Annotated in this window: 25 protein-coding genes; 12 read left to right on the forward strand and 13 right to left on the reverse strand. The window is 65.2% G+C overall.

Annotation, left to right across the window (positions count from 1 at the left end):
• Nucleotides 1–16 precede the first annotated feature (16 nt).
• Both CH294_RS16675 and CH294_RS16680 read right to left on the reverse strand, forming a co-directional pair.
• Nucleotides 17–562, reverse strand: a complete 546-nt coding sequence (locus CH294_RS16675) for a DUF1003 domain-containing protein (protein ID WP_052058645.1) — start codon at nt 560–562, stop codon at nt 17–19.
• Nucleotides 563–582: 20 nt separating this feature from the next.
• Nucleotides 583–1857 (reverse strand): CBS domain-containing protein, encoded by a 1275-nt coding sequence (locus CH294_RS16680; RefSeq protein WP_032375920.1) that lies wholly within the window; start codon nt 1855–1857, stop codon nt 583–585.
• A gap of 59 nt (nt 1858–1916) precedes the next feature.
• On the opposite strand from CH294_RS16680, the gene CH294_RS16685 reads away from it, so the two are divergent.
• The 6 genes from CH294_RS16685 (at nt 1917) to ugpC (ending at nt 7900) form a co-directional block, all read left to right on the forward strand.
• Nucleotides 1917–2873 (forward strand): CoA ester lyase, encoded by a 957-nt coding sequence (locus CH294_RS16685; RefSeq protein ID WP_037153371.1) that lies wholly within the window; start codon nt 1917–1919, stop codon nt 2871–2873.
• Nucleotides 2874–2938: 65 nt separating this feature from the next.
• A complete protein-coding gene (locus tag CH294_RS16690; RefSeq protein ID WP_008714301.1) occupies nt 2939–3427 on the forward strand; it encodes a general stress protein in 489 nt (162 codons plus the stop codon).
• Between the two features lie 195 nt (nt 3428–3622).
• Entirely contained in the window at nt 3623–4945 is a 1323-nt protein-coding gene (locus CH294_RS16695; RefSeq protein WP_094738577.1) for an ABC transporter substrate-binding protein, read from the forward strand.
• Nucleotides 4942–5892 (forward strand): sugar ABC transporter permease, encoded by a 951-nt coding sequence (locus tag CH294_RS16700; protein WP_032403029.1) that lies wholly within the window; start codon nt 4942–4944, stop codon nt 5890–5892. The genes CH294_RS16695 and CH294_RS16700 overlap by 4 nt, the downstream gene beginning before the upstream one ends.
• Nucleotides 5892–6725, forward strand: a complete 834-nt coding sequence (locus tag CH294_RS16705) for a carbohydrate ABC transporter permease (protein WP_032375916.1) — start codon at nt 5892–5894, stop codon at nt 6723–6725. The genes CH294_RS16700 and CH294_RS16705 overlap by 1 nt, the downstream gene beginning before the upstream one ends.
• Nucleotides 6726–6730: 5 nt before the next feature.
• A complete protein-coding gene (gene ugpC / locus CH294_RS16710) occupies nt 6731–7900 on the forward strand; it encodes a sn-glycerol-3-phosphate ABC transporter ATP-binding protein UgpC (RefSeq protein ID WP_032375915.1) in 1170 nt (389 codons plus the stop codon).
• Nucleotides 7901–7965: 65 nt separating this feature from the next.
• On the opposite strand, the gene CH294_RS16715 is transcribed toward ugpC, so the two are convergent.
• The 4 genes from CH294_RS16715 to CH294_RS16730 form a co-directional block, all read right to left on the reverse strand.
• Nucleotides 7966–8253: a hypothetical protein gene (locus CH294_RS16715; protein ID WP_032403030.1), complete on the reverse strand. Its 288-nt coding sequence runs from the start codon at nt 8251–8253 to the stop codon at nt 7966–7968.
• A gap of 193 nt (nt 8254–8446) precedes the next feature.
• Nucleotides 8447–9883, reverse strand: a complete 1437-nt coding sequence (locus tag CH294_RS16720; RefSeq protein ID WP_094738578.1) for an MFS transporter — start codon at nt 9881–9883, stop codon at nt 8447–8449.
• A gap of 142 nt (nt 9884–10025) precedes the next feature.
• Complete coding sequence (locus tag CH294_RS16725; RefSeq protein ID WP_032375913.1) at nt 10026–10886, reverse strand: hypothetical protein; 861 nt, start codon at nt 10884–10886, stop codon at nt 10026–10028.
• Entirely contained in the window at nt 10876–11592 is a 717-nt protein-coding gene (locus tag CH294_RS16730; protein ID WP_032375944.1) for a metallophosphoesterase, read from the reverse strand. The genes CH294_RS16725 and CH294_RS16730 overlap by 11 nt, the downstream gene beginning before the upstream one ends.
• A 104-nt stretch (nt 11593–11696) precedes the next feature.
• Between CH294_RS16730 and CH294_RS16735 the strand changes: the two genes are divergently transcribed.
• A complete protein-coding gene (locus tag CH294_RS16735; protein ID WP_094738603.1) occupies nt 11697–12281 on the forward strand; it encodes a suppressor of fused domain protein in 585 nt (194 codons plus the stop codon).
• 5 nt (nt 12282–12286) lie between these two features.
• On the opposite strand, the gene CH294_RS16740 is transcribed toward CH294_RS16735, so the two are convergent.
• Nucleotides 12287–13255, reverse strand: coding sequence for a lipase (locus tag CH294_RS16740; RefSeq protein WP_094738604.1), 969 nt, complete (start codon nt 13253–13255; stop codon nt 12287–12289).
• A gap of 140 nt (nt 13256–13395) precedes the next feature.
• Nucleotides 13396–14484: a magnesium and cobalt transport protein CorA gene (locus CH294_RS16745; protein ID WP_032375912.1), complete on the reverse strand. Its 1089-nt coding sequence runs from the start codon at nt 14482–14484 to the stop codon at nt 13396–13398.
• Between the two features lie 57 nt (nt 14485–14541).
• Here CH294_RS16745 and CH294_RS16750 point away from each other — a divergent pair, with 57 nt between their 5' ends.
• The 4 genes from CH294_RS16750 (at nt 14542) to CH294_RS16765 (ending at nt 17752) form a co-directional block, all read left to right on the forward strand.
• The gene (locus CH294_RS16750) at nt 14542–15378 is read left to right on the forward strand and encodes a PHP domain-containing protein (protein WP_094738606.1); all 837 of its coding nucleotides are present in this window, start codon (nt 14542–14544) and stop codon (nt 15376–15378) included.
• Entirely contained in the window at nt 15375–15989 is a 615-nt protein-coding gene (locus CH294_RS16755; protein WP_032375910.1) for a MarC family protein, read from the forward strand. Before CH294_RS16750 ends, CH294_RS16755 begins: the two co-directional genes overlap by 4 nt.
• The gene (locus tag CH294_RS16760) at nt 15986–16279 is read left to right on the forward strand and encodes a hypothetical protein (protein WP_094738579.1); all 294 of its coding nucleotides are present in this window, start codon (nt 15986–15988) and stop codon (nt 16277–16279) included. Before CH294_RS16755 ends, CH294_RS16760 begins: the two co-directional genes overlap by 4 nt.
• A gap of 267 nt (nt 16280–16546) precedes the next feature.
• The gene (locus CH294_RS16765; protein WP_170944760.1) at nt 16547–17752 is read left to right on the forward strand and encodes an NADP-dependent malic enzyme; all 1206 of its coding nucleotides are present in this window, start codon (nt 16547–16549) and stop codon (nt 17750–17752) included.
• A 106-nt stretch (nt 17753–17858) separates the two neighbouring features.
• Here the strand turns inward: CH294_RS16765 and CH294_RS16770 are convergent, their stop codons facing one another.
• Genes CH294_RS16770 through CH294_RS16785 form a run of 4 tightly spaced genes read right to left on the reverse strand, consistent with a single transcriptional unit; the run spans nt 17859 to nt 21335 of the window.
• Complete coding sequence (locus tag CH294_RS16770; RefSeq protein ID WP_032403035.1) at nt 17859–18551, reverse strand: ABC transporter permease; 693 nt, start codon at nt 18549–18551, stop codon at nt 17859–17861.
• Nucleotides 18548–19213 (reverse strand): ABC transporter permease, encoded by a 666-nt coding sequence (locus CH294_RS16775; protein ID WP_032403036.1) that lies wholly within the window; start codon nt 19211–19213, stop codon nt 18548–18550. The genes CH294_RS16770 and CH294_RS16775 overlap by 4 nt, the downstream gene beginning before the upstream one ends.
• Nucleotides 19210–20361: an ATP-binding cassette domain-containing protein gene (locus CH294_RS16780; protein ID WP_032403037.1), complete on the reverse strand. Its 1152-nt coding sequence runs from the start codon at nt 20359–20361 to the stop codon at nt 19210–19212. The genes CH294_RS16775 and CH294_RS16780 overlap by 4 nt, the downstream gene beginning before the upstream one ends.
• Nucleotides 20361–21335, reverse strand: coding sequence for an ABC transporter substrate-binding protein (locus CH294_RS16785; RefSeq protein WP_094738580.1), 975 nt, complete (start codon nt 21333–21335; stop codon nt 20361–20363). The genes CH294_RS16780 and CH294_RS16785 overlap by 1 nt, the downstream gene beginning before the upstream one ends.
• A 206-nt stretch (nt 21336–21541) precedes the next feature.
• Here CH294_RS16785 and CH294_RS16790 point away from each other — a divergent pair, with 206 nt between their 5' ends.
• Nucleotides 21542–22429: a glycine betaine ABC transporter substrate-binding protein gene (locus tag CH294_RS16790; protein ID WP_094738581.1), complete on the forward strand. Its 888-nt coding sequence runs from the start codon at nt 21542–21544 to the stop codon at nt 22427–22429.
• On the opposite strand, the gene CH294_RS16795 is transcribed toward CH294_RS16790, so the two are convergent.
• Nucleotides 22385–23338, reverse strand: coding sequence for an alpha/beta hydrolase (locus CH294_RS16795; RefSeq protein WP_094738582.1), 954 nt, complete (start codon nt 23336–23338; stop codon nt 22385–22387). The two genes, CH294_RS16790 and CH294_RS16795, sit on opposite strands and share 45 nt — an antisense overlap.
• Nucleotides 23339–23346: the final 8 nt, after the last annotated feature.

Here is a 23346-nt window from a genome sequence, read left to right on the forward strand (position 1 = left end):
CGGCGATGCCGTGTGGTCAGGGCGCCGGATCGTTATCGGGCGCGTCCGGCGCACCGGCGTCGTCCTGCACCCGCGCGGCGGCCTTCTTGCGTGCTTTTTTCGGCGAGGTGACCGGTTGACCTGTTGCGTGCTCGAGCAGTGCCTTGATCTCGTCGAGTTCGCGGCGCAGGTAGTCGCGGGTGGCGACCTCACCGACGGCGATGCGCAGCGCAGCGAGTTCGCGGGCCAGGAATTCGGTGTCGGCTTTGGTCTGTTGGGCGCGGGAGCGATCCTCCTCGAGGGAGACGCGGTCGCGGTCGTCCTGCCGGTTCTGGGCCAGCAGAATCAGCGGCGCGGCGTAGGCGGCCTGAGTCGAGAAGGCGAGATTGAGCAGGATGAAGGGATAGGGGTCCCACTGCAGATTGACCGCAACGACGTTGAGGAAGATCCAGACGATGACGATGCCGGTCTGAATAGCGAGATAGCGCCCGGTGCCGAGGAATCTGGCGGCTTTCTCGCCCGACTTGCCGAGATCGAAGTCGAGATTGACGTTGAACATCCGCGATCCGCGCGGAGTGTCCATTCTCTGGCGTGCTGTTTCTTTCACTGTCCGGCCACTTCCTGATCTCGCCAGTCCTCGGGCAGCAGGTGATCGAGGACGTCGTCCACGGTCACGGCCCCGACCAGGTGGTCCTCGTCGTCGACCACCGGGCCGCAGACGAGGTTGTACGTCGCGAAGTATCGCGTGACGGCGGTGAGGCTGTCGTCGGGGGACAATCGCGGAAGAGCGCTGTCCACCACGCCGCCGACCAGGCTCGCCGGGGGTTCTCGCAGTAGCTGCTGCAAATGGACGCAGCCGAGGTACGGGCCGGTCGGTGTCGCGGTCGGGGGACGCACGACGAACACCAGGGAGGCCAGCGCAGGCGTCAGGTCGGGGTTGCGCACCCGAGCGAGAGCCTCGGCCACCGTGGTCGAGGCGGTGAGAACGACGGGTTCGGGGGTCATCAGACCACCGGCGGTGTCGGGGGAGTGCTCGAGCAGGCGACGGACAGGCGCGGAATCCTCCGGATCCATCAGGCGCAGAAGCGATTCCGCCTCGGTCTCGGGCAGCTCGCCCAGGAGGTCGGCGGCGTCGTCCGGGTCCATGGCCTCGAGCACGTCGGCACCACGGTCCACGCCGAGGTAGTGCATCAACTCCACCTGATCGTCGTCGGGCAGCTCCTGAACGACGTCCGCGAGCCGCTCGTCGTCGAGAGCTCGCGCCACCTCCATGCGGCGCTTGACGGGCAGCTCGCGCATCGCGTTCGCCACGTCGGCCGCGCGAAGATCCTCGAACTGCATGAGCAGCTGCGCCACACCCTGATCGGGCATCGACAGCTCGTTCTGCGTGAGCCCCTGCACGTGCTGCCAGTCCACGACGTGGATCGCGCCGCGGCGGGCGAGGCGCTGACGCTGCTTACGCACAGCCACTCGGGCGACCACCCAGTCCCTCGTTCGGGTGAGCTCGATACCGAGGTCGACGACGATGGAATCGGCGTCGTGCAGCTCGTCGAGCTCGGGGTCGTCGACGCGCACCTTGGAGTCGAGGATCTGCGCGAACACCAGAATCTCGTTGGCGCGCTGGGTGAATCGGCGCAGACTGACGTTTCCGGTCGTGAGTTGAACGGAGTTGGGCTCGATACTGGTCACGCGGAGCATCGGCACGAAAATTCTTCGGCGAGTTGCCAATTCGACCACCAGGCCGAGGACTCTCGGTTGCGCTCTGCCGACGCGCATCGAGATGACCACGTCGCGAACCCGGCCGATCGATTCGCCGTCGGGGCCCAGGACACCCAGGCCTGCGAGCCTGGCCGCGAATACCTTGCTCAGTGCTGCCATGATGGCAAGGTTAGAGGCTGGGCAATACAGAGTATGAATCAGACAGGGGTTGTGCTGCGGTGAATGCGTCGGGCCTACGGCGATCGGTACTGGCAGTTCCGGGCAGTTCGGACAAGATGATCGCCAAGGCCAAGGGTCTGCCTGCAGACGCGATTTTCCTCGATCTCGAAGATGCCGTCGCACCCATCGCGAAGGTCGAGGCTCGGGCGCGCATCGTCGATGCGCTCAACTCCGATGGCTGGGGCGATCAGATCAAGGTAGTGCGCGTCAACGACTGGACGACGCAGTGGACGTACGGCGATGTCATCGACGTCGTCTCGGGTGCAGGCCGCAATCTCGACGCCATCCTGTTGCCGAAGGTCGAGTGCGCCGCGCACGTACAGGCGTTGGACCTTCTTCTCACTCAGCTCGAGAAGGAGCACGGTCTCGACGTCGGTGCAATCGGGATCGAGCCGCAGATCGAGAGTGCACGCAGCCTGCGCAACATCGACGAGATCGCGACCGCGAGTCCCCGGGTGCAGACGTTGGTGTTCGGGCCCGCGGATCTGATGGCCAGCGTGAACATGCGCACCCTCGTCGTCGGCGAACAGCCGGTGGGATACGACACCGGCGACGCCTATCACCACATTCTGATGACCATTCTGCTCGCCGCACGGACCCACGGACTGCAGGCGATCGACGGCCCGTACCTGCAGATTCGCGATCTCGACGCCTTTCGTCGGGCGGCGGGCCGCACGGCCGGCCTCGGTTTCGACGGTAAGTGGGTACTGCATCCGACGCAGATCGAGGCCGCCAACGAGATCTTCGCGCCGCTCCAATCCGACTACGACAAGGCCGAGATGATTCTCGACGCCTATGAGTTCCACACCTCCGCGGCGGGAGGCGCGCGCGGTGCGGTGATGCTGGGCGACGAGATGATCGACGAGGCGAGCCGCAAGATGGCGTTGGTCGTCTCGGCGAAGGGTCGCGCGGCCGGCCTGACACGCACGACGACGTTCGAGCCGCCCACCTCCTGATCCACGGTGTGTTCGCGGACAGAACAATGGGTGTGACGGTGTCCGTTTCGGGGCACAATGGAGCCATGACCAATCCCCTCTCTCAGTCCGGTCGCCCAGGGCAGGGACTGCCGACGCCGCCCTCCGGTTGGCCCATCGGTTCGTACCCCACCTATGCCGAGGCGCAGCGCGCCGTCGACTATCTCTCCGACGAAGAGTTCTCGGTGCAGGACGTCACGATCGTCGGCGTCGACCTGATGCAGGTCGAACGCGTCCTCGGCCGCCTCACGTGGCCCAAAGTCATTGGTGGAGGCATCGTTTCGGGTGCGTGGCTGGGAGTGTTCCTCGGCCTGGTGCTCGGCATCTTCAGCGAGAACATCTTCGGAGCCCTGCTCATCGGCGTCGGCGGCGGCATCATCTTCGGGTTGATCTCGGCCTCCATTCCGTACGCGGCCACCAAGGGGCAGCGAGATTTCGCGTCGAGCATGCAGTTGGTAGCGGGTCGATACGACGTCCTCTGTGAGCCTCGAACGGCGGAGAAAGCACGCGACCTGCTCGCCAAACTGTCGATCTGATCACACCTGGTGGACGACCAGGCAACCGACAGGTAACGGAATAGCCCCAAATCGCCCTCTATGCCAGTGAGTTCGGTTACGTTTCTTTCGTGCACGGCAGTCCCACACAGTGTGCTGCGCGAGTAATTGAACGTACGGAGGCGGAAAGTGCCGAGACATCGTGGTCGTAGGCGTGGCAAAGCGACGAGAATAGGGGTGTTGGCAGCAGCGGCTCTGGTCACGAGTCCGTTGCTCGCAGCGTGTGGTTCGTCCGACAGTTCGGTTCCGGTTCTGAGTTTCTACACCGCCGCAGACGGCGCAGAGCAGTACGCCGCTGCGGCGCAGGTGTGTTCGGATGCCTCGAACGGTCGATACCGCGTGGAGCAGCGGACGCTGCCCAAGAGCGCGAACGATCAGCGTCTCCAGCTCGCCCGACGCCTCGCCGGAAACGACAAGACGCTGGACCTGATGACGCTCGACGTGGTGTGGACGGCCGAATTCGCCGAAGCCGGATGGGCATTGCCCGTCCCGGAAGACCTGTCCGCGAAGCTGCGCGACGGCTCCACGCTCGAAGGACCGCTCGCCACCGCGGAATGGCAGGACCAGCTGTATGCGGTTCCGCTCAACTCCAACACCCAGTTGCTCTGGTATCGGCCGGACGAGGTGCCGGACGGGGTACCGCCGCAGACGTGGGATCAGCTGATCGACGTGGCCGAGGCCAATGCGGCCGCAGGCAAGCCGGGGCAGATCGGCGTGCAGGCCAAGCAGTACGAGGGCTTCATGGTGTGGTTCAACTCGCTGCTCGAGAGTGCGGGTGGTTCGGTCGTCGCCGAGGACGGAACGACGGTGACGCTGAACGACACTCCCGAGCATCGCGCGGCCACCGAGAAGGCCCTCGAGATCATCAAGCGGGTCGCGACGGCCGACGGCCACGACCCGTCGGTCTCGCAGAGCGACGAGGCGACGGCCCGGCTCGGGATGGAATCGGGACGGATGGCCTTCCAGGTCAACTACCCGTTCGTGTTGCCCGGCCTGAAGGAGAACGCGATCGCCGGTGCCGTCTCGTTCCTCGATCTGGCGAACGTGCCTGCCGACCAGCAGGACGCGCGGATCGCCGAGGTCTTCCGTAGCGCGCCCTATCCGGAGGTGAATGCGGGCGAGCCCGCGAAGGTCACCATCGGTGGATTCAACATCGGCGTCGCCAAGACGACCCAGCACGAGGATCTCGCGTGGGAGGCCGTCGAGTGCCTCACCAACGAGGAGAACCAGCGCAACAACGCCATCAACGGTGGTGTGCCGCCGGTGCTGAAGTCGCTCTACTCCGATCCGGAATTCCAGGCCTCCTATCCCGCATGGGAAGGCGTGCTCGGTTCCATCGAATCGGCGGCTGTGCGACCCGTTTCGCCTGCCTACCAGAGCATCTCGATTCTGTTGACCGATGCGCTCAACCCACCGCAGAACATCGATCCGGTAGCCGACGTGGACAAGCTCGCAGATCTGGTCACCAAGGCCGTCAATTCCGAAGGGTTGATTCCATGAGTGCTCCTACCGATTCAGAGCCCCAGTCGCAGCCTCTGGACAAGCAGGCAGCCCTGAAGAACGTCTCCGACGGCAAGAAGGCCGAACGGCGGCTGGGACTGCTGCTCGTCGCACCCGCAGCGATCCTGATGATCGCCGTCACCGGCTATCCGATCATCTACGCGTTCTGGCTCAGCCTGCAGAAGTACAACCTTGCGTTCCCCGAGGATCGTGAATTCGTCGGCATCTCCAACTACGTCACGGTGCTCTCCGACGGGTACTGGTGGACGGCGTTCGGCGTCACGGCGGGCATCACGATCATCTCGGTCATCATCGAGTTCGTCCTCGGCCTCGCGGTGGCTCTGGTCATGCACCGCACCATCTTCGGCCGCGGACTGGTGCGCACCGTGGTGCTCATCCCGTACGGCATCGTGACCGTCGCCGCGGCGTACAGCTGGTACTACGCATGGACCCCGGGCACGGGATATCTCGCCAATCTGCTGCCCGACGGTAGTGCTCCGCTCACCGAGCAGTTCCCGTCGCTGGCGATCGTCGTGTTGGCGGAGGTGTGGAAGACCACGCCGTTCATGGCGCTGCTGCTCTTGGCAGGGCTGGCGCTGGTGCCCGACGATCTGCTCAAGGCCGCCGAGGTCGACGGAGCAGGCGCGTGGACCAGGTTGATGCGCATCACGATTCCGTTGATGAAGCCGGCGATTCTCGTCGCGGTGCTCTTCCGCACCCTCGACGCGTTCCGCATCTTCGACAACATCTACGTGCTCACCCGAGGTAGCAACGAAACCGGATCGGTCTCGATTCTCGGTTACAACAACCTGTTCGGGGCGTTCAACCTCGGACTCGGGTCGGCGATCAGCATCCTGATCTTCTTCTGCGTCGCGATCATCGCGTTCGTGTTCATCAAGTTGTTCGGTGCCTCGGCACCGGGATCCGACGACGGAGGCCGCAAGTAATGACCACTGTTACGCCTCGCAAGAAGGTCGGTTGGACGGTAGTCAACGTCCTCGTCCTGCTCTATGCACTCGTTCCACTGCTGTGGATCATCAGCCTGTCGTTCAAGTCGACGGCCACCATCGCCGACGGCAACTTCATTCCGCGTTCGATCACCTTCGACAACTACAAGGGCATCTTCTCGACCAATCAGTTCACCTCGGCATTGGTGAACTCGATCGGCATCGGACTGATCACCACGGTGATCGCCGTGGTGATCGGCACGATGGCCGCGTATGCCGTTGCTCGCCTGGACTTCCCGGGAAAGAAGGCACTCGTCGGTGCAGCGCTGCTCATCGCGATGTTCCCCCAGATCTCGCTGGTGACACCGCTGTTCGACATCTCCCGCTCGCTCGGACTGTTCGACACCTGGCCGGGACTGATCATTCCGTACATCACCTTCGCATTGCCGTTGGCGATCTACACCCTCTCGGCGTTCTTCCGCGAGATTCCGTGGGAGCTCGAAAAGGCAGCGAAGATGGACGGCGCGACGCCCGCACAGGCGTTCCGCAAGGTCATCGCCCCGCTGGCTGCCCCCGGCATCGTCACCGCCGCCATTCTGGTGTTCATCTTCGCCTGGAACGACCTGCTCCTCGCCATCTCGTTGACGGCAACGGAACGTTCGGTCACCGTCCCGGCGGCCATCTCGCAGTTCACCGGTAGCTCTCAGTTCGAGGAGCCCACGGGGTCGATCGCGGCGGCAGCAGTCGTCATCACGATCCCGATCATCATTTTTGTGCTCTTCTTCCAACGACGTATCGTGGCGGGCTTGACGTCCGGCGCAGTGAAGGGATAACCGTCATGGCCGAAATAGTTCTCGACAAAGTCACCAAGCTCTACCCCGACGGCGCGGCTGCTGTGAGCGACGTCGACATCACCATCGCCGACGGCGAATTCATCATCCTCGTCGGGCCGTCCGGTTGCGGAAAGTCCACCACCCTCAACATGATCGCCGGACTCGAGGACATCTCCTCGGGCGAACTGCGCATCGCGGGGGAGCGGGTCAACGAGCGTGCTCCGAAGGATCGCGACATCGCGATGGTGTTCCAGTCCTACGCGCTGTACCCGCACATGACGGTGCGGCAGAACATCGCCTTCCCGCTCACTCTGGCGAAGCTCTCGAAGTCCGAGATCAACACCAAGGTCGAGGAGGCAGCCAAGATCCTCGACCTGAGCCAGCACCTCGACCGCAAGCCGGCGAACCTCTCCGGTGGTCAGCGGCAGCGAGTTGCCATGGGCCGCGCCATCGTTCGCACACCCAAGGCCTTCCTGATGGACGAGCCGCTGTCCAACCTCGACGCGAAGCTGCGTGTGCAGACGCGCGCCGAGATCTCGCGGCTGCAGAAGCGCCTGGGCACCACCACCGTCTACGTCACGCACGATCAGACCGAAGCCATGACCCTCGGCGATCGCGTCGTGGTGCTGCGCGGCGGACTGGTGCAGCAGATCGGGTCGCCGCAGGAGCTCTACGACAAGCCGCGAAACCTGTTCGTGGGCGGCTTCATCGGATCGCCCTCGATGAATTTCGTTCCCGGACAGCTCACCTCGAACGGCGTGTCCACCGCGCTCGGTGAGATCGACATCCCGCTCGAGCGGATGGATGCGATCAAGGCCAAGAACCCGGGCCGTGAGGTGGTCGTCGGCATCCGCCCCGAGCATTTCGAGGACGCGGCGCTGATCGACGGCTACCAGAAGATGAGCGGTGCCACCTTCACTGCCACCGTCGACGTGCTCGAGTCGATGGGCAGCGACAAGTACGTCTACTTCACGCTCAAGGGTGCGCGCGTCGAGTCGAGCGAGCTGCAGGAGCTGGCGGCCGATGCGGGTATCGCCGATCTCGGTGGCGCACAGGTCGTTGCACGTCTGGCGGCCGAGTCCAAGGCCGCCGAGGGCGGTCAGGTGGAACTGTGGTTCGACCCGGCGAAGATCTCGGTGTTCGACCAGGCCTCGGGTGCCAATCTGACGCTGTAGTGCCCACGGCAGTGGTGTGGTCGAGTGCCCCAGACGGGGCACTCGACCACACCACTGCGCAGCACTCAGAACGCCGAACCGGTGGTCGGTAACTGGTACCCCTGGAAGAAGTCGAACGGCACCACGTTCGGTGCCGGGTTCTGTAGCTGCGGTGCCGGTGCCTGTGGGAACAGTTCGGGCAGGCGGAACTGATCGGGCTGCTGGTTCTGCTGATACTGCGGCGCGCTGTGGTCACGATCGTCGCGGTCGGACCACAGGGGATCGGCCGACGCGGTGCCGGTGACTGCCACCAGGGGGATGGCCACCAATGCTCCGGTGACTGCTGCGCGGGTGAGAATCTTCTTGGTGTTCATTCGGTGTGCCTCTCGTCGGTGTTCGTACCTCCACGACACTAGGTACGCATGAGGTCGCCCGAAAGGCAGATTCGTTGACTCCCAGTAGATTACGAGTTTCCTGCCAGGGGCCTCGACCAGCGGTTGGACGGTCCATGTCCTGGTCGGAGGAGGGTGTTACCTGTCAGGCCGCTGTGAGGCGGTCGGCAGTGCGTCATACCGGGATGTTCGACGTGGTGGTCGGCTCGGACTCGGCCACTCGCACCGATTCCCCAGCGGCGGGGGTGCTCCTGATGGCCAGGGCAGCGAGTACGACGACAAGGCAGGCCACCGCGCCTGCGACGAAGGCTGCGGTGTAGACGCTTTCGCGGGCAACGGCTGTTCCGCCGATGGTGAACATGGCCAGGACGGTGGACAGAGTGGCGCTGGCAATCGAGGTACCGACTGTCCGGACGATCGAATTGACGCTGTTCGCCACCCCGGTGTCCGCTGCGCTGACCTCGGCCATGAGCAGGTTCGGCAGGGCAGCGAACGCAAGACTGACGAACATGTTGATGACGATGCCTGCGGTGATCAGCTGCCAGGTGTGATCGTGGGCGAGCGCGACGAAAACGAATCCGAACAACCCGATCACGGCGCCTGCGATCAGTACTCGGCGCGGCCCGAACGAGCGGATGAGGCGGCCACTGACGACGGCTGCGACCACTCCGACGGCCGCGCCGGGCAGCAGATAGACGACGCTCGCCTGGAGAACATTCGCGGTGAAGCCGTACCCGGCCACGGCTCGTGGCGTCTGCACGAAGTACGAGCAGGCGAGGAAATTGACGAACATCCCGATTCCGACGAACAGGGTGGCGACGTTGGTGGCGAGCAACGGGCCGTGGGTGAGCATGCGGGGTGCGACGAGTGGTTCGTCGGTGCGCTTCTCGAAGTTCCACCAGATGGCCCCCGCGACTACACCGACAACCGCGCAGCCGATGGTGGCAACCGAACCCCACCCCCAGGTGCGGCCCTGGGTCAGGGCGAGGAACAGCAGAAGCAGAGTCACCGCGAGCAGTGCAGCTCCCCACCAGTCGACGGTGCCGCCACTGGTTCTCGGACGTGCCGGTACACCGAACCAGGCGATCGCGAGGGCGAGCACCACGAACGCAACAGTGAGCCAGAACACGCGGTGGTAGTCGGCACCGTTGGCCGTCAGCAGCCCGGTCAACACCAGTCCGAACCCGCCGCCGACGCCGAGTGTGCCGGACAGGACGGCCATCGAGCCCACGAGCTTACGAGGAGGCATCTCGTCACGAAGGACGGCAAGCGCGATGGGGAACAGTGCGTAGGACACGCCCTGCAGGACCCGGCCGACGATCAGCCACAGCAACGAGTGAGTCAGGGCCGCAAGCAGAGATCCGGCGAGGACGACGGTGAGCACACCGATCAGCACCGGACGCTTACCGTGCAGGTCGGCGAGCCTACCGATGACCGGGGTGGCGATCACCGCCGCGAGGAGATTGGCCGTCAGTACCCATCCGGCGGCGGTGGTGCTGACCCCGAGTTGGGTGCCGATGGTCAGCACGATGGGGACCACCATCGTCTGCAGAACGGCGAGGGTCATGACGATGAAACAGAGTCCGGGCAGCAGTATGCGGCGGGTGGACATGAAAGAACGACCTCGTCAGGTATCGACGATGCAGTGGAACCGAGACGAACAAAGTGATGAACGCATCTAAGTAGCTATCAGATGTAGGTGTACCAGGAAAGCGGGTTCGGGAAACCACGGCCGGGCATCGACGCGGGTAGTACTACGGCCGGGTGGGTTTGCCCAGCGCTTTCTGCCGGAGTTCGCTGACGATCTCGTCGTTCCAGACGTGTTCGCGCACCAGGCGGTAACGCTCCCGGCTCATCCAGAGGTACGCCTCCGCGTCGGTGCGATCCTCGAGGATCTCGGCCGCGCGCACCATGCGCACCACCGGCAGGTACTCCTCACCGAACCAACGCCGCGCGACGGTACCGCGGTCGACGAATTCACCGACCTCCTGCATCAACCGGAAGCCCCACGCCTCCACCGACTCGCTGAGTTGGGCGTAGTCGAACGGATCGGTCACCTGGACGGCCTCGCGGGCCTTGCCCACCAACGGGACACGACTGAGGAAGATGCGCCGGTGATCCTTGATCAGCAGGTCGCCGCGTCGGGTGATGCCCTCGGGGGAGATGCGCGTGATGATCTCGGTGACGACGGCGTCGATCGACGTTCGGTGCATGGCGAACGCGATGGACACTCGATGATGGCCGTCTACGACGAAGTGCATGCCGCCGATGCGGTACACCTGGATCGGGGGCATCGCCTCGCCGCGGCGTTGAGCGGCTGCAAGTCGCTGCCAGCGTTCACGAATGCGCGCCGACGTCGGGCGGAAGAAGCGGTCGAAATCGCGAGTGCGGTCGACGCTTCCGACGATGGTCTCGACGCGAATGACCTGCAGTCCGAGGTGACGCTCGCCTACCTTGCCGAGCGCGGCGACCACCTCGTCGAACGGCAGGATGGTGTTGACGTCGTCGGGTTGACGCCGGAGCCATCCGACCAGACGGGCGACGTCGGCGCGTCGGCGCTGGCGGGTGAAGTCGTTCTCCGCATCGGCGGCCGGAAATCCGGTGTCACGTGCCATGCCTGCGCCTCACGATCCTCGGTGCCTCGAATTCGGTTCTCTGTCCGCCCGGTTCGATCTCGAGCAGGGTGTACCCGACGGTGTTGATCACCGCTGCGCCGTGCAGGGTCAGATCCTCCGGCGTTGCGCCGTGCGGATGAATATGGCCGTGCAACAACAACTGTGGGGCGAGTCTTCGCGTCACCTCGTCGAGGCAGTCGAAACCGATGTGTGCGGGGTCGGTGTCGTCTCCGACGCCGAGCGGCGGACTGTGGGTCAGCAGAATGTCCAGGGGCCGAAGGTCTTTGCGGACGTTGCGATGCCACGCGAACGTCCGAGTCAGGGTGCGTGAGCGTCGACGTTGCTGCCGCTGGGTCCACTGGTTGGGCCCACCGTTGTAGCGGATGGACCCGCCGAGACCGGCGATCCGCAGGCCCGCCGCGGAGACGATTCGGCGATCGACGTTGACGGCTCCGACGGGTCCGGGCCAGGTGGTGGGGAGCCCGGCGCGCATCCATCCCGCACGTCCGGCCGAGTAGCCGGTGAGGTCCGCGTCGTGGTTGCCGGGAACGAATACGCACGGCGCGTTCAAGGCATCGGTGAGGTATTCGAGGTAGTCGAACGGAAGGTCGCCTGCGCCGAGAATCAAGTCGACTCCGAGCGACTTCACCTGCGGACTCCACAGGGATTCGATCGTTTCGTCGGACACTGCGAGAACGGAGACCACGGGTACGACGGTACCCACCTCCGCTGCGTGGCACCTCCGAACGGACTTCTCGGGCATCGGTGGTGTTGGATGGGTCAGGTGAGCGACAGTGTTGGATGGGTCACGTGAGTGACAGTGTCATTGCAGCGGTACGCGCACATCTGCTGACCGAGATCGGCGACGAGAATCCTTCGTCGGCGTCGGTGACGTTCCTCGGCCTCGAGCCGCTGGACGTCCTGAGATTCGGCGCGGACTCCGACGTGGTCCGGTACGTCAGTCTCGGCTGTTCCCGGCACCCCATGGCCGATCCCAACGAACTCGTCGCAGATCCCTCGCGTGGCCCCCGAGCCGAACTGGTGCTGACTCTCCGAGGCGGCGCAGGCGTGGCCTCGGGCGTGCACAAGAGCCTGGCCATCCTTGCTGCGTCACCCGCGGTGGAGGGCGTCGTACTCGTCGAGGACGCGCTGCTCGATCTGAGTGAGCCGCTGTGGACCAACGCGCCGTTCACCGCCGTGCTGCTCGGCGCGAGCGACATCGCAGACCTGACATTGCCCGAGCCCTACGATCCGGTTCGCTTTCTGGCCGCCGTGCCTCTCACCGGCACCGAGGCAGCCTGGGTGCGGTTGCGCGGAGCCGATGCACTGCGTGAGGCCTGGGCCGAGGCGGGAATCGACGTCCGCGATCCCAACCGGTCTGCCGCCAGCCTCTGACGAAGTCACCGCGCGTAGGACGCCAATTCCGGTTCGGCGGTGACGGAATCGTCGATCAGGTGCCGAGGTACCTGAGCCAGATACTTCAGTCCGGTGATCGCCGCACGCGCGTCGTAGCGCAGGTTCGGCATCGCGGTGGTGAAACACAGATCGTCCGAGATGCGCTCGCGCACAGCAGGTCCGTCGTGTTCGAGCGCGTCGAGGACGAGATTGAAGGCGACGTTGTCGCCGATGATGTTGAAGTGTTCGACGGGCCGCAGCGGACAGATGTCCTGGACGGCGATGTTCGCGGCTCCAGCGAGAGTGCTGGCGTGCGGTTGCGGATAGATGAGCTCGTCCAAGCGCGTGAAGATCGAGGTGTAGCTGGGTCCGACGGGCAGCGGACGGGCCGCCAGCGCGGTGAGGAACTTCGATCCGGTGGCGATCTGCCAGTTCGCCGGCGGGCACTCCTGCGTGTCGTCGCACCCCGAGCGGGCCGAGTCGGTGCCGTTGTACGGGGTGGCGAGGGAGATGAAATCCGACACCAGGGCAGGCAGGTCCGGCCAGAACGTCAACGCCCACAGCTCGTCGAGCGGGCCGTGCTGGTGACCCATCAGGACGACCTGGCGACCGCTGTCGGCTGCCATCGTCCGAACCGCGTGCACCACGTACTGGGCGGCGACCTGTAGGTCTCCGTACCCTTCGTCCGGCAGCGAGAGGCTGCACACCGGTATGCCTGCGGCGGGCAGTGACTGCAGGTAGTTCCAACCGAACGATTGCTGATCGGTGGCGAAAGCAGGGGTGAGCAGAACCGGATCACGGGTGGCCTCGTGCACATCCGTGGTGCACGTGAGTGCCTTGTCGAGATCGGCCTGCGCGACGGTCAGCGGCGGACCGACGGGATCGGCGTGAACCGGCTGAGCCGACGCGGCCCCCGGTGCGGACGAACAGATCACGGCGACGGCCACGGCCGATACCAGCGTGCGGATTCTCATCGATCCCTTCCGAATGACAATGCAGGGCTTCTGCAGTCTCATCCGGCGAGGACAGGTGGGTTCGTCACCCGGCGGCGTTCGGGGCAATCACCAACAACCGGCGCTCGACGTTGGACGACGTCCAACGTCGAGCGTGGCTGCTAGAGCCAGTCGTTCTTGTGGAACGTGCGCCACAATCCGATGCAGACGCAGGCGACGATCCCGGCGATCAGGTGGTAGCCGTAGGTCCAGTGCAGCTCGGGCATGTTGTCGAAGTTCATCCCGTAGATGCCCGCGACCATCGTCGGCACTGCCGCGATCGCCACCCACGCCGAAATCTTGCGCATGTCCAGGTTCTGCTGCATCGTCACCCGGGCCAATGCGGCGTCGACCAGCGAACTGAGTACCTCGTCGTACTCGGAGATCCGCTCGGCAACGGTGGTGTGGTGGTCCTGGACGTCTCGTAGATACCGTCGCACGGCCTTCGGCACGCTCGGTTCCTGCACCAGACGAGCCAACGGCGTCGACAGCGGCGTCACCGACCGGCGCAGCTCGACGACCTCACGCTTGAGCAGGTAGATGTTCTCGATGGGCACGTGGTGGTGCGGGGAGAACACCTCCTCTTCCATACCGTCGACGTCTCGCTCGATCGACTCGGTCACCGCCAGATACTCGTCGACGACGTGGTCGGCCACAGCGTGCAGCACCGCGGACGGCCCGAGTGCGAGCTGTTCCGGGTTCGCTTCGAGGCGCTGACGGACGCCGGCCAACCCCGAATGCTCACCGTGCCGGACGGTGATGACGAAGTCGCTGCCGACCATCACCATGATCTCGCCGCTCTCGACGATCTCGTTGGCGGTGGTCACCGACTCGTGCTCGACGTACTTCACCGTGCGCAGCACCAGGAATGCGACGTCGTCGTAGCGTTCGAGTTTCGGTCGCTGGTGTGCGTGCACGGTGTCCTCGACCATCAATTCGTGCAGTCCGTAGCACTGCGCGATCGCGTTCATCTGATGGTCGTCGGGCGCATGCAGGCCGACCCAGACGAACCCCTCGCCGCGCGCACGTACCTCCGCAATGGCCGAGGTGTGGGTGAATCTGCCGGGCAATCGGGAGCCGTCGACGTACACCGCGCAGTCGACGATCGCGCGGGCCGTGGGCACCGGAATTCTCGGGCCCGGATCGTGTGCGGCCTTGGGTCCTCGTCGATGCAGCGACGGTAGCGACGGTCGAGGTGGAAGGGACGGCATGGCGGGCAATCGTACGCCAGCAAAACGACGAGACGGAGAGCCTGGAACACTGGCGAGGTGCTCATCGATCTTCATACCCACTCGACGGCGTCCGACGGTACCGACAGCCCGGCCGAGCTGGTCCAGGCGGCGTCGGCGGCGGGACTGTCGGTGGTGGCGCTGACAGACCACGACACCACGTCGGGCTGGGACGAAGCGGCCGCGGCCGTTCCTCCCGGTCTGACGCTCGTGCGCGGTATGGAACTCTCGTGCACCGGACGCGGTGAGGACGGCGAACCGGTTCCCGTGCACCTGCTCGCGTACCTCTTCGACCCCGAGAACGAGGCGTTCGCGGCCGAGCGAGCGCGTCTGCGCGGCGAACGGGTGACGAGGTTGCGAGCCATCGCCGAGAACATGGCGGCCGACGGTCTGCCGATCGATCCCGACGCGGTGTTGGCCTCGGCCGGTGCCGCAGCCGGACGTCCCCATCTCGGTCGAGCTCTGATCGACGCCGGATACGTTCCGGACATGAACGCCGCGTTCGCCGGTCCGTTGGCGACCAGCGGCCAGTACTACGTGGAGAAGGTGGACACTCCGCTCGAGGCTGCGGTACAGATGATCGCAGCAGCAGGCGGGGTGAGTGTGCTCGCGCATGCTCGGGCCCGCGCGCGCGGACGCATCCTCGACCTGGACCACATTCGAGAACTGACGCCGTTGGGGCTCGGCGGAGTAGAGGTCCATCACATGGATCATTCGCCCGAGGACACTGTGGTGATGGCCGATCTCGCCGCCGAACTGGACCTGATCGTCACGGGGTCCTCGGATTACCACGGGACCAACAAGACGGTGCAACTCGGCGAATACACCACTGCCCCGGACCAATACGACCGAATAGTTGCGGCGGCTCGCTCATGACCTTCGATGTGACGCTCTACCTGACCGTGCTCATCACCCTGTTCGTCATCATGGACCCGCCGGGCGCTATCCCGGTGTTCCTGTCCCTGGTGGGCCGCAAGAGCAAGGAAGCTCGCAACAAGGCCGCATGGCAGGCACCCGCCGTCTCGCTGACCGTCATCTCGGTGTTCGCCATCGGCGGTCAGGCGATTCTGAGCTACCTGCACATCGGCATCCCGGCACTGCAGGGCGCGGGCGGATTGCTGCTCCTGCTCATCGCCCTGTCGTTGCTCACCGGCAAGGGTGCGGGCGGCGACTCCGCGGCGGAGGACGTCAACGTCGCCCTCGTGCCGCTCGGGACTCCGCTGATGGCAGGTCCCGGTGCCATCGCCGCGGTGATCGTCTACGTCAGCCAGGCCGACGGTGACGCGGGCTCGTTACTGGCAATTGCGTTGGGCATCATCACTATTCACGTGCTGTTCTTCTTGATCTTGCGATTCTCGACCGTACTGATCCGTCTTCTCGGTGAAGGTGGCATCTCGCTGCTGGCGCGTATCGCAGGTTTGTTGCTCGCCGCCATTGCGGTGCAGTTGATCGCGGATTCGGTTCGCGGATTCGTGGCCGGCGGATGACCGGGGCCAGGGCGGGAGCGGGGCTCCGCTTCCTGCGGGGGTTCAGCGGTGTCGTCACCGCGGGTCTGGTGGTGCTCGCGATCGGTGTCGCCGTCACTCAATATCTCGGACACTCCCGCGGATTCCCCGGGCCAGGGGGTCTCTCCGTCGCTGCGCACATCGCTGCTGCCGTGGTGGCCGTCGTCGCCCAGCGCATCGCGGATCATCGTCGCGGGTTCTCCGCGTTCGTCGGTGCACTCGCCGTCTTCGTCGTCACGGGCCTGGTGCTGTGGACACAGTGGTGGCAATGACGACAGGGGTGGCAATGAGGACAGCAGACGGGGTTCGCTCCTGACTCTGTGGTCAGGTGGCCGAGCGGTGTGGCACACTGAGCCCACCGGTAGGGCTACAGCCCATCGCTGATCGTGTCGGCACACCCGCCGCACCTGCGAGACACGCTTTCGGCAGTTTGCAGCCAGCACTGGCGCACTCCGAGCGCTCTCCATTCCCAGAACCACTCACTTCGTTGACATGCGTCGCCTTGCTGGTCGAGGTCGACAGTGCGAGGAGCTTTCACCGTGACGGCAGTCGAAGACACCACAGCACCGAACTCGGCACCGGCAGTGCCGGCCGCGATCACCGACGAGGAGATCTTCGCCGGGCATCTCGGCGGAAAGCTGTCGGTCGAGTTGGCGGCGCCGCTCGAGACCCAGCGCGATCTGTCCATCGCCTACACCCCTGGAGTGGCCCAGGTCAGCCGCGCCATCGCGGCCGACCCGGCGCTCGCCAAGCGCTACACCTGGACCGATCGCCTCGTCGCCGTCATCTCCGACGGCTCTGCAGTGCTCGGCCTGGGCGACATCGGCCCACGGGCGTCGTTGCCGGTGATGGAGGGCAAGGCGGCTCTGTTCAAGAAGTTCGCCGGTCTCGACTCCATCCCGATCGTCCTCGACACCAACGACGTCGACGAGATCGTCGAGACCATCGTGCGGATGCGGCACAGCTTCGGTGCCGTCAACCTCGAAGACATCTCGGCCCCGCGCTGCTTCGAGATCGAACGCCGGGTGATCGAGGCGCTCGAGTGCCCGGTGATGCACGACGACCAGCACGGCACCGCCATCGTCGTCCTCGCTGCGCTCAACGGGGCAGCGAAGGTTCAGGGCCGCAACACGTCCGAACTGAAGGTCGTCGTCTCCGGAGCCGGCGCAGCGGGCGTCGCCTGCACCAACATGCTCCTGCTGGCCGGTATCCCGGACGTGGTGGTGCTCGACTCCAAGGGCATCGTCTCCTCCGATCGCCACGACCTCACCAGCGTCAAGACCGATCTCGCTGCGCGCACCAACCCGCGTGCACTGTCCGGCGGAGTGGCCGAGGCATTGGCCGGAGCAGATGTGTTCCTCGGTCTGTCCGCAGGCAAGGTCGACGAGGGCTGCATCGCCTCGATGGCCCCGGAGTCCATCGTGTTCGCGCTGTCGAACCCCGATCCGGAGATTCACCCGGAGGTGGCGAGAAAGTACGCCGCCATCGTCGCGACCGGACGCAGCGACTTCCCGAACCAGATCAACAATGTTCTCGCCTTCCCCGGTGTGTTCAAGGGTGCGCTCGACGCGGGCGCTCGCCGTATCACCGAAGGCATGAAGCTCGCCGCTGCCGAGGCAATCCTCTCGGTTCTCGGCGACGAGTTGGCTGCGGACAAGATCGTGCCCAGCCCACTCGATCCTCGTGTCGCCCCGGCCGTTGCGGACGCAGTTGCGGCAGCAGCGCGAGCCGAGGGCGTCGCGTAGGAAAACGGAAGAAACACCGGCGAACCCAGCCCTACCAGGGCCAGTGGTTCGCCGGTGTCTTTCGTTCGAAGACGCCTTCGTCGAGCGGCTTTCGGTTCGAGTCGATTCAGACCTTCGCCAGTCCGGTCGGCATCCGGCGCAGCCGTCCGGTTCCCGGAACGGATGTCCACACTGCGAGAGCGAGCAGTCCGTCGACGACGAGGGTCAGCACGGCCACCAGGATCGCGCCGACCAGAACCCGCTGGTAGTCGTACAGCGCCAGGCCGTCGAAGATGTAGCGGCCGAGCCCACCGAGGTTGACGTAGGCCGCGATCGTTGCGGTGGCGATGATCTGGAGAGTGGTGTTGCGGAGTCCGCCGAGGATCAGGGGGAGCGCATTCGGAATCTCGACCCGAAGCAGGACTTGGGTTTCCGTCATGCCCATCGCCCGGGCGGCGTCGACCACGTTCGCGTCGACGTTGGCGATACCGGAGTACGTCCCGGCCAGCAGCGGCGGGATACCGAGCAGCACCAGCGCGATGATCGGCGGCACCAGCCCCAACCCGATCACCAGAACCAGGAACACCAGGATGCCGAGGGTGGGCAGCGAACGCAGTGCGTTGACGAGGCCGACGATCACCGCTTCGCCGCGTCGTAGATGACCGATCAACAGGCCGATGGGTACGGCAATCACTGCTGAGAGCAACACCGCCAGCAAGCTGTACCACATGTGTTCGATCAGCCGTGCACCGATTCCCGTTGGCCCCGACCAGTTTCCGCCGTCGAGGATGTACGAGAACGCCTCCGAGAACAGATTCATGCGCGTGCCTTCTTCTTCGACGAGCCCGTGCCGAGGCGCGTCCACGGGGTGAGCCGACGTCCCAGTAGGAACAGGGCCGCGTCGAACACCAACGCCAGGAACACGATCGAAATGATGCCCGCGAATATCTGGTCGGGGTAGTCACGCTGGTAGCCCTGCGTGAACAGCTGACCGAGGCCGCCGATACCGATCACCGAGCCCACCGAGACCAGTGAGATGTTCGTGACCGCGACGACCCTGATGTTGGCGATGAGTACCGGAAGTGCCAGTGGCAGTTCGACGGTCACTGCTCGGCGCAGTGTCGAGTAGCCCATCGCCTCGGCGGAATCGACGACGGCGAACGGTACCGAGTCGAGTGCCTCGGGAACCGCGCGCACCAGCAGCGCCGTCGAGTAGACGGCCAGAGCGATCACGACGTTCAGCGGATCGAGAACGGGCAGACCGACCACGGCCGGGATGGTGACGAACAGGGCCAGCGACGGAAGGGTGAACGCAATACTGGCCACCGTCAACGTGATACGACGAACCCAGCGGGTGTTGCGAATGACGGTGCCCAGCGGGATGGCGATCAGCAGTCCGACGAACAGCGGGACGAGCGAGAGATATAGGTGTGTCTTCGTGTAGCCGAGAACGACATCGAAATTGTCGAACAGCCAGGTCACTGGTCTGTGTCCCCGGCCGTGAGGAAGTGGTGCCGGTTGCGCTCGGAGTCCTCGGACTTGCGTTGTGCAGCAAGGTTTTCGAGTATCTCCGCACCGTCGACACTGCCGACTGCCGCCCCGGACGAATCGACCGCAACCCCGATGCCCGACGGCGACGAGATTGCCGAGTCGAGTGCCTGGCGCAAATCTCCGCCCTCGAGGAACAACGACCCGCCCGCCGCCGTGCTCTCGTCGATGCTTCGGCCGTCGCGCACCTTCTCGACGCCGGTTGCATCGATCCACCCGAGCGGACGCCGCTGCGAGTCGACCACCAGGACCCATTGCCCCTGGTCGAGTCGAAGACTGCTCACCTCGTCCTGCACGGCCGTGTGGATCGGGTGCATCGTCACCGACTGCGCCGACCGGAACGACAGGCCTCGGTAACCACGGTCGCGACCGACGAAACCCGCCACGAACGGGGTGGCAGGTGCAGCGAGTACGGTCTCGGGCTTGTCGTACTGCTGCAGTCGGCCCTGTGGTCCGAAGACCGCGATGTGATCACCGAGCCGGACGGCTTCGTCGATGTCGTGGGTGACGAAGACGATCGTCTTCTTCAGATCGGCCTGTAGGCGCAGCATCTCGGTCTGCAGTTCCTCGCGAACCACCGGGTCCACCGCGCTGAAGGGCTCGTCCATCAACAGGATCGGCGGGTCGGCGGCCAGTGCACGGGCCACCCCCACCCGCTGTTGCTGCCCACCGGACAGTTGCGCGGGGTAGCGCGAGGCGAACGCCGGGTCCAGGCCGACACGCTCGAGGACGTCGAGTGCAGCTTTCCGTGCTGCGCGACGAGATTCGCCGTTGAGCACGGGCACCGTGGCGACGTTGTCGACGACGGTGCGATGCGGAAGCAACCCGGCACTCTGGATGACGTAGCCGATGCCCCGGCGCAATTTCACGGCATCGGTGTCGGCGATGTTGCGACCGTCCACCGTGATCACGCCCGAGGTGGGGGTGATCATGCGGTTGATCATCCGCATCGAGGTGGTTTTGCCGCAGCCGGACGGCCCCACGAACACGGTGAACGAGTGTGGCTCGATCACCAGGTCCAAGGAGTCGACCGCCGTGGTGCCGTCCTGATACGTCTTGTTGACGTGCTCGAAGGTGATCATCAGCTGACCGGCTGGTCCAGGCCCTTGTCCTTGACCCACGCCGCTGCTGCTGCCGCCGGTTCGACCTTCTCGTCACCGGACACCGAAGTGTTCAGCGCGATCAGCTCTTCGGTGGTGATCTGCGCCGACACGGCGTCGAGAACCTGGGTGAGCTTGTCGGACTGCTTGGCCGTACGCAGCACCGGGATGATGTTCTGGGCGGCGAAGTTGTTCTCCGGGTCCTCGAGCACCACCAGATCGTTCTGCGCGATCGCAGGCGACGTCGTGAAGATATCCGCGGCAACGACCTGTCCGGAGACCAGAGCCTCGACGGTGGCAGGCCCGCCGCCGTCCGAGATCGGGATGTAGTTGCCGGCCGAGATGTCCAGGCCGTACTTGTCGCGCAGACCCGGCAGACCGCCGACGCGCTCCTGGAATTCGGGAGTACCGGCGAAGGTCACGTCCGAGGAGAACGGCGCGAGGTCGCCGATGGTGGTGAGGTTGCGCTCGGTGGCGGTCTGACGAGTGACGACGACGGCGTCCTTGTCCTCGCCGGGGGCCTGGGCCGTCACGGTGAGGTCGTCGCCCAGTGCGGCGGGCAGGGCCGCCAGCACGTCTTCGGAGGACGTGGCGGTCGCGGACTCGTCCAAGTACTGCAGCAGGTTGCCGGTGTAGTCGGGAATCATGTCGATCGACCCGTCACGCACTGCGGGGATGTAGGCCTCGCGACTGCCGATGTTGAGCTTGGTGCTCACCTCGAAACCGTTGGCGCGCAGTGCCTCGGCGTAGATGTTCGCCACGGTCTCCGACTCGGGGAAGTTGGCGGAGCCGATGATGATGGAGTTCGTGTCGCTGTTGGTCTCGCCGCCACCGCTGGAGAGTGGATCCGAATTGCCGCCGCAGGCGGTCAGGGCGGTGACCGAGAGAGCGAGTGCGGCAACAGCTGCCACCGCCTTCGGAGCGGAGAACGCACGCGTGATTCGGGAGGTGGTCATGGTGTCCTTCCATCGGTTCGGGCACAGTCCTACCCATCTCCGCCGATGGGCCCCTGGGGGCATCGGAAGAACCAGGACTCGGGCTGCTCGGGATGGTAGTCGAAATCAGCGTGCCCATAAGGTTGGTTCGACTACCGTCTCGTTCGCACTAGTGCCCCGCGGTCGGGATCGGTAAACCACACGGGCAGTGAACAGGAGAAAATACAGTGCGTTCGTCGGTTCTGGCCACGGCGGTGGTGGTATCGATCGCCGGACTCCTCGGCGGCTGCAGTACCGCCGAGTCGGCCGACCCTGCTGGTGAGCCCATCGTCGTCGGATCCGGCAGCTCGGACATCTCTCGCCTGCTCGCACAGATCTACGCCGGTGGTTTGCGCTCGACGGGGGTGGACGTCGAAGTGAAGGACGGCCTCGGTGATCGGGCCGACTACCTCGCGGCCCTCGATCGCGGCGAGGTGTCCGTGGTTCCCGACCTGACCGGCGACCTGTTGCGCACCTTCGACACGCTCGCAGGCGCAACCGAGGCCGAGGACGTGTTCACCGAGCTGAACCGCTCACTGCCCGCCGGATTGTCGGTGGGGGACTACGCGACGGCCGAGGATCGATTGGCGATTGCAGTTGCTCCCGACTCGGCGTCGGACGACGGGGAGACGGTCGCCGAATTTCTGCGTCGGGAAGATGTGACAGTGGGGACGGTCGAGGGGGAGGTACATCCGATGGACGTGAGGACAGAGGGCGTGGGCAGCCCGAGCTTCACCGGGGCCGGATTCTCGGAGTTCATGGTGTACCCGGACGCAGAGTTCGCCGTCGACGACCTGAATTCGGGTGCTGTGGACGCTCTCGCAATTCGCACCGCGTCGTTCGGCCCGCTGGCGAAAGATCTCACAACGCTGCCCGACGACGAGCACGTCTATCCGGCGCAGAACGTCGTTCCGCTCTACCGCAACGGGGTGCTGAGCGAGAGTGCGCTGAGGTCGTTCTCGGTGGTGGCGGGGGAGCTGACGACAGCGGACCTCGCCGACATGATCGGCGAGGTCCGTGGTGGTGTTGCGTCAGGCGATGTCGCTGGCCGCTGGCTCGGTGAGCACAACCTGTGAGGCGTCGTTCGTCGAGGCCCTGACCTTGCGGCCCAGATAAGCGCCCATGTGCTGGACGGCCTCGGCTGCCTCACGCAGGATCGACGCCTGCAGATGAGCCACGTGCCAGAGCTTCTTGTACTCCACGTGTTCGAGCTCTGCGCCGGACAGGCGCAGCTTGTCCGCGAACGCGGTGATCTGTGCGTACAGGACCTCGTCGGTGCCGACGTGCATGACGATCGGGGGCAGGCCGTCCAGGTTTCCCAGAAGTGGTGCGAAGCCCTGATCGAGCGGATCGCCCGCGCCCAGATACGCATCGGCCGAGCTGTACGACCAGCCTGTGTTGACCACCAGATCGCGATCCTTCGGGGCGTCGCGCGCACCGGGATCGACCCACGGCGAGATCAACCCGAGGGCAGCCGGGCTCGTCCCGTCGTCCACCAGTCGTCGGGCGGTGGCGACCGTCAGACCGCCGCCGGCCGAATCGCCCGCGATGGCAATGCGATCCGGGGTGAAGCCGTGGACACGAACCAGCTCGCGGAATGCCGCCACGGCGTCGTCCAGACCGGCCGGGTACGGATTCTCCGGTGCCAGCCGGTAGTCGAGCACGTAGACGGCACTGGCCGATTCCCGGGCCAGGTGCGCGGCCAACGAGCGGTGCGTGTTGATCGATCCGATCGTGTACGCGCCGCCGTGGAGATACAGAATTGCGGTGTCGCGTTCGGTCGCCCCGACGGTGACACGCTCGGCGCGGCGTCCGGCGAGCGTCAACTTCTGCGCGACGGTTCCGTGCGGAAGCGTCTGCAGCGGAGCCCCGGCTTCGAGGATCATCCGCTGGGTGCGAAACGAGAACCGCGGATTCAGCGCGAGTCGGTAGAACGGCTTCAGTGCGGCCGCAACGATCGGCAGGGGAACGTAGAAGGCTTTCACGACGTGAC

This window comes from Rhodococcus sp. 14-2483-1-1 (assembly GCF_002259335.1).
Classification (GTDB): Bacteria; Actinomycetota; Actinomycetes; order Mycobacteriales; family Mycobacteriaceae; genus Rhodococcoides.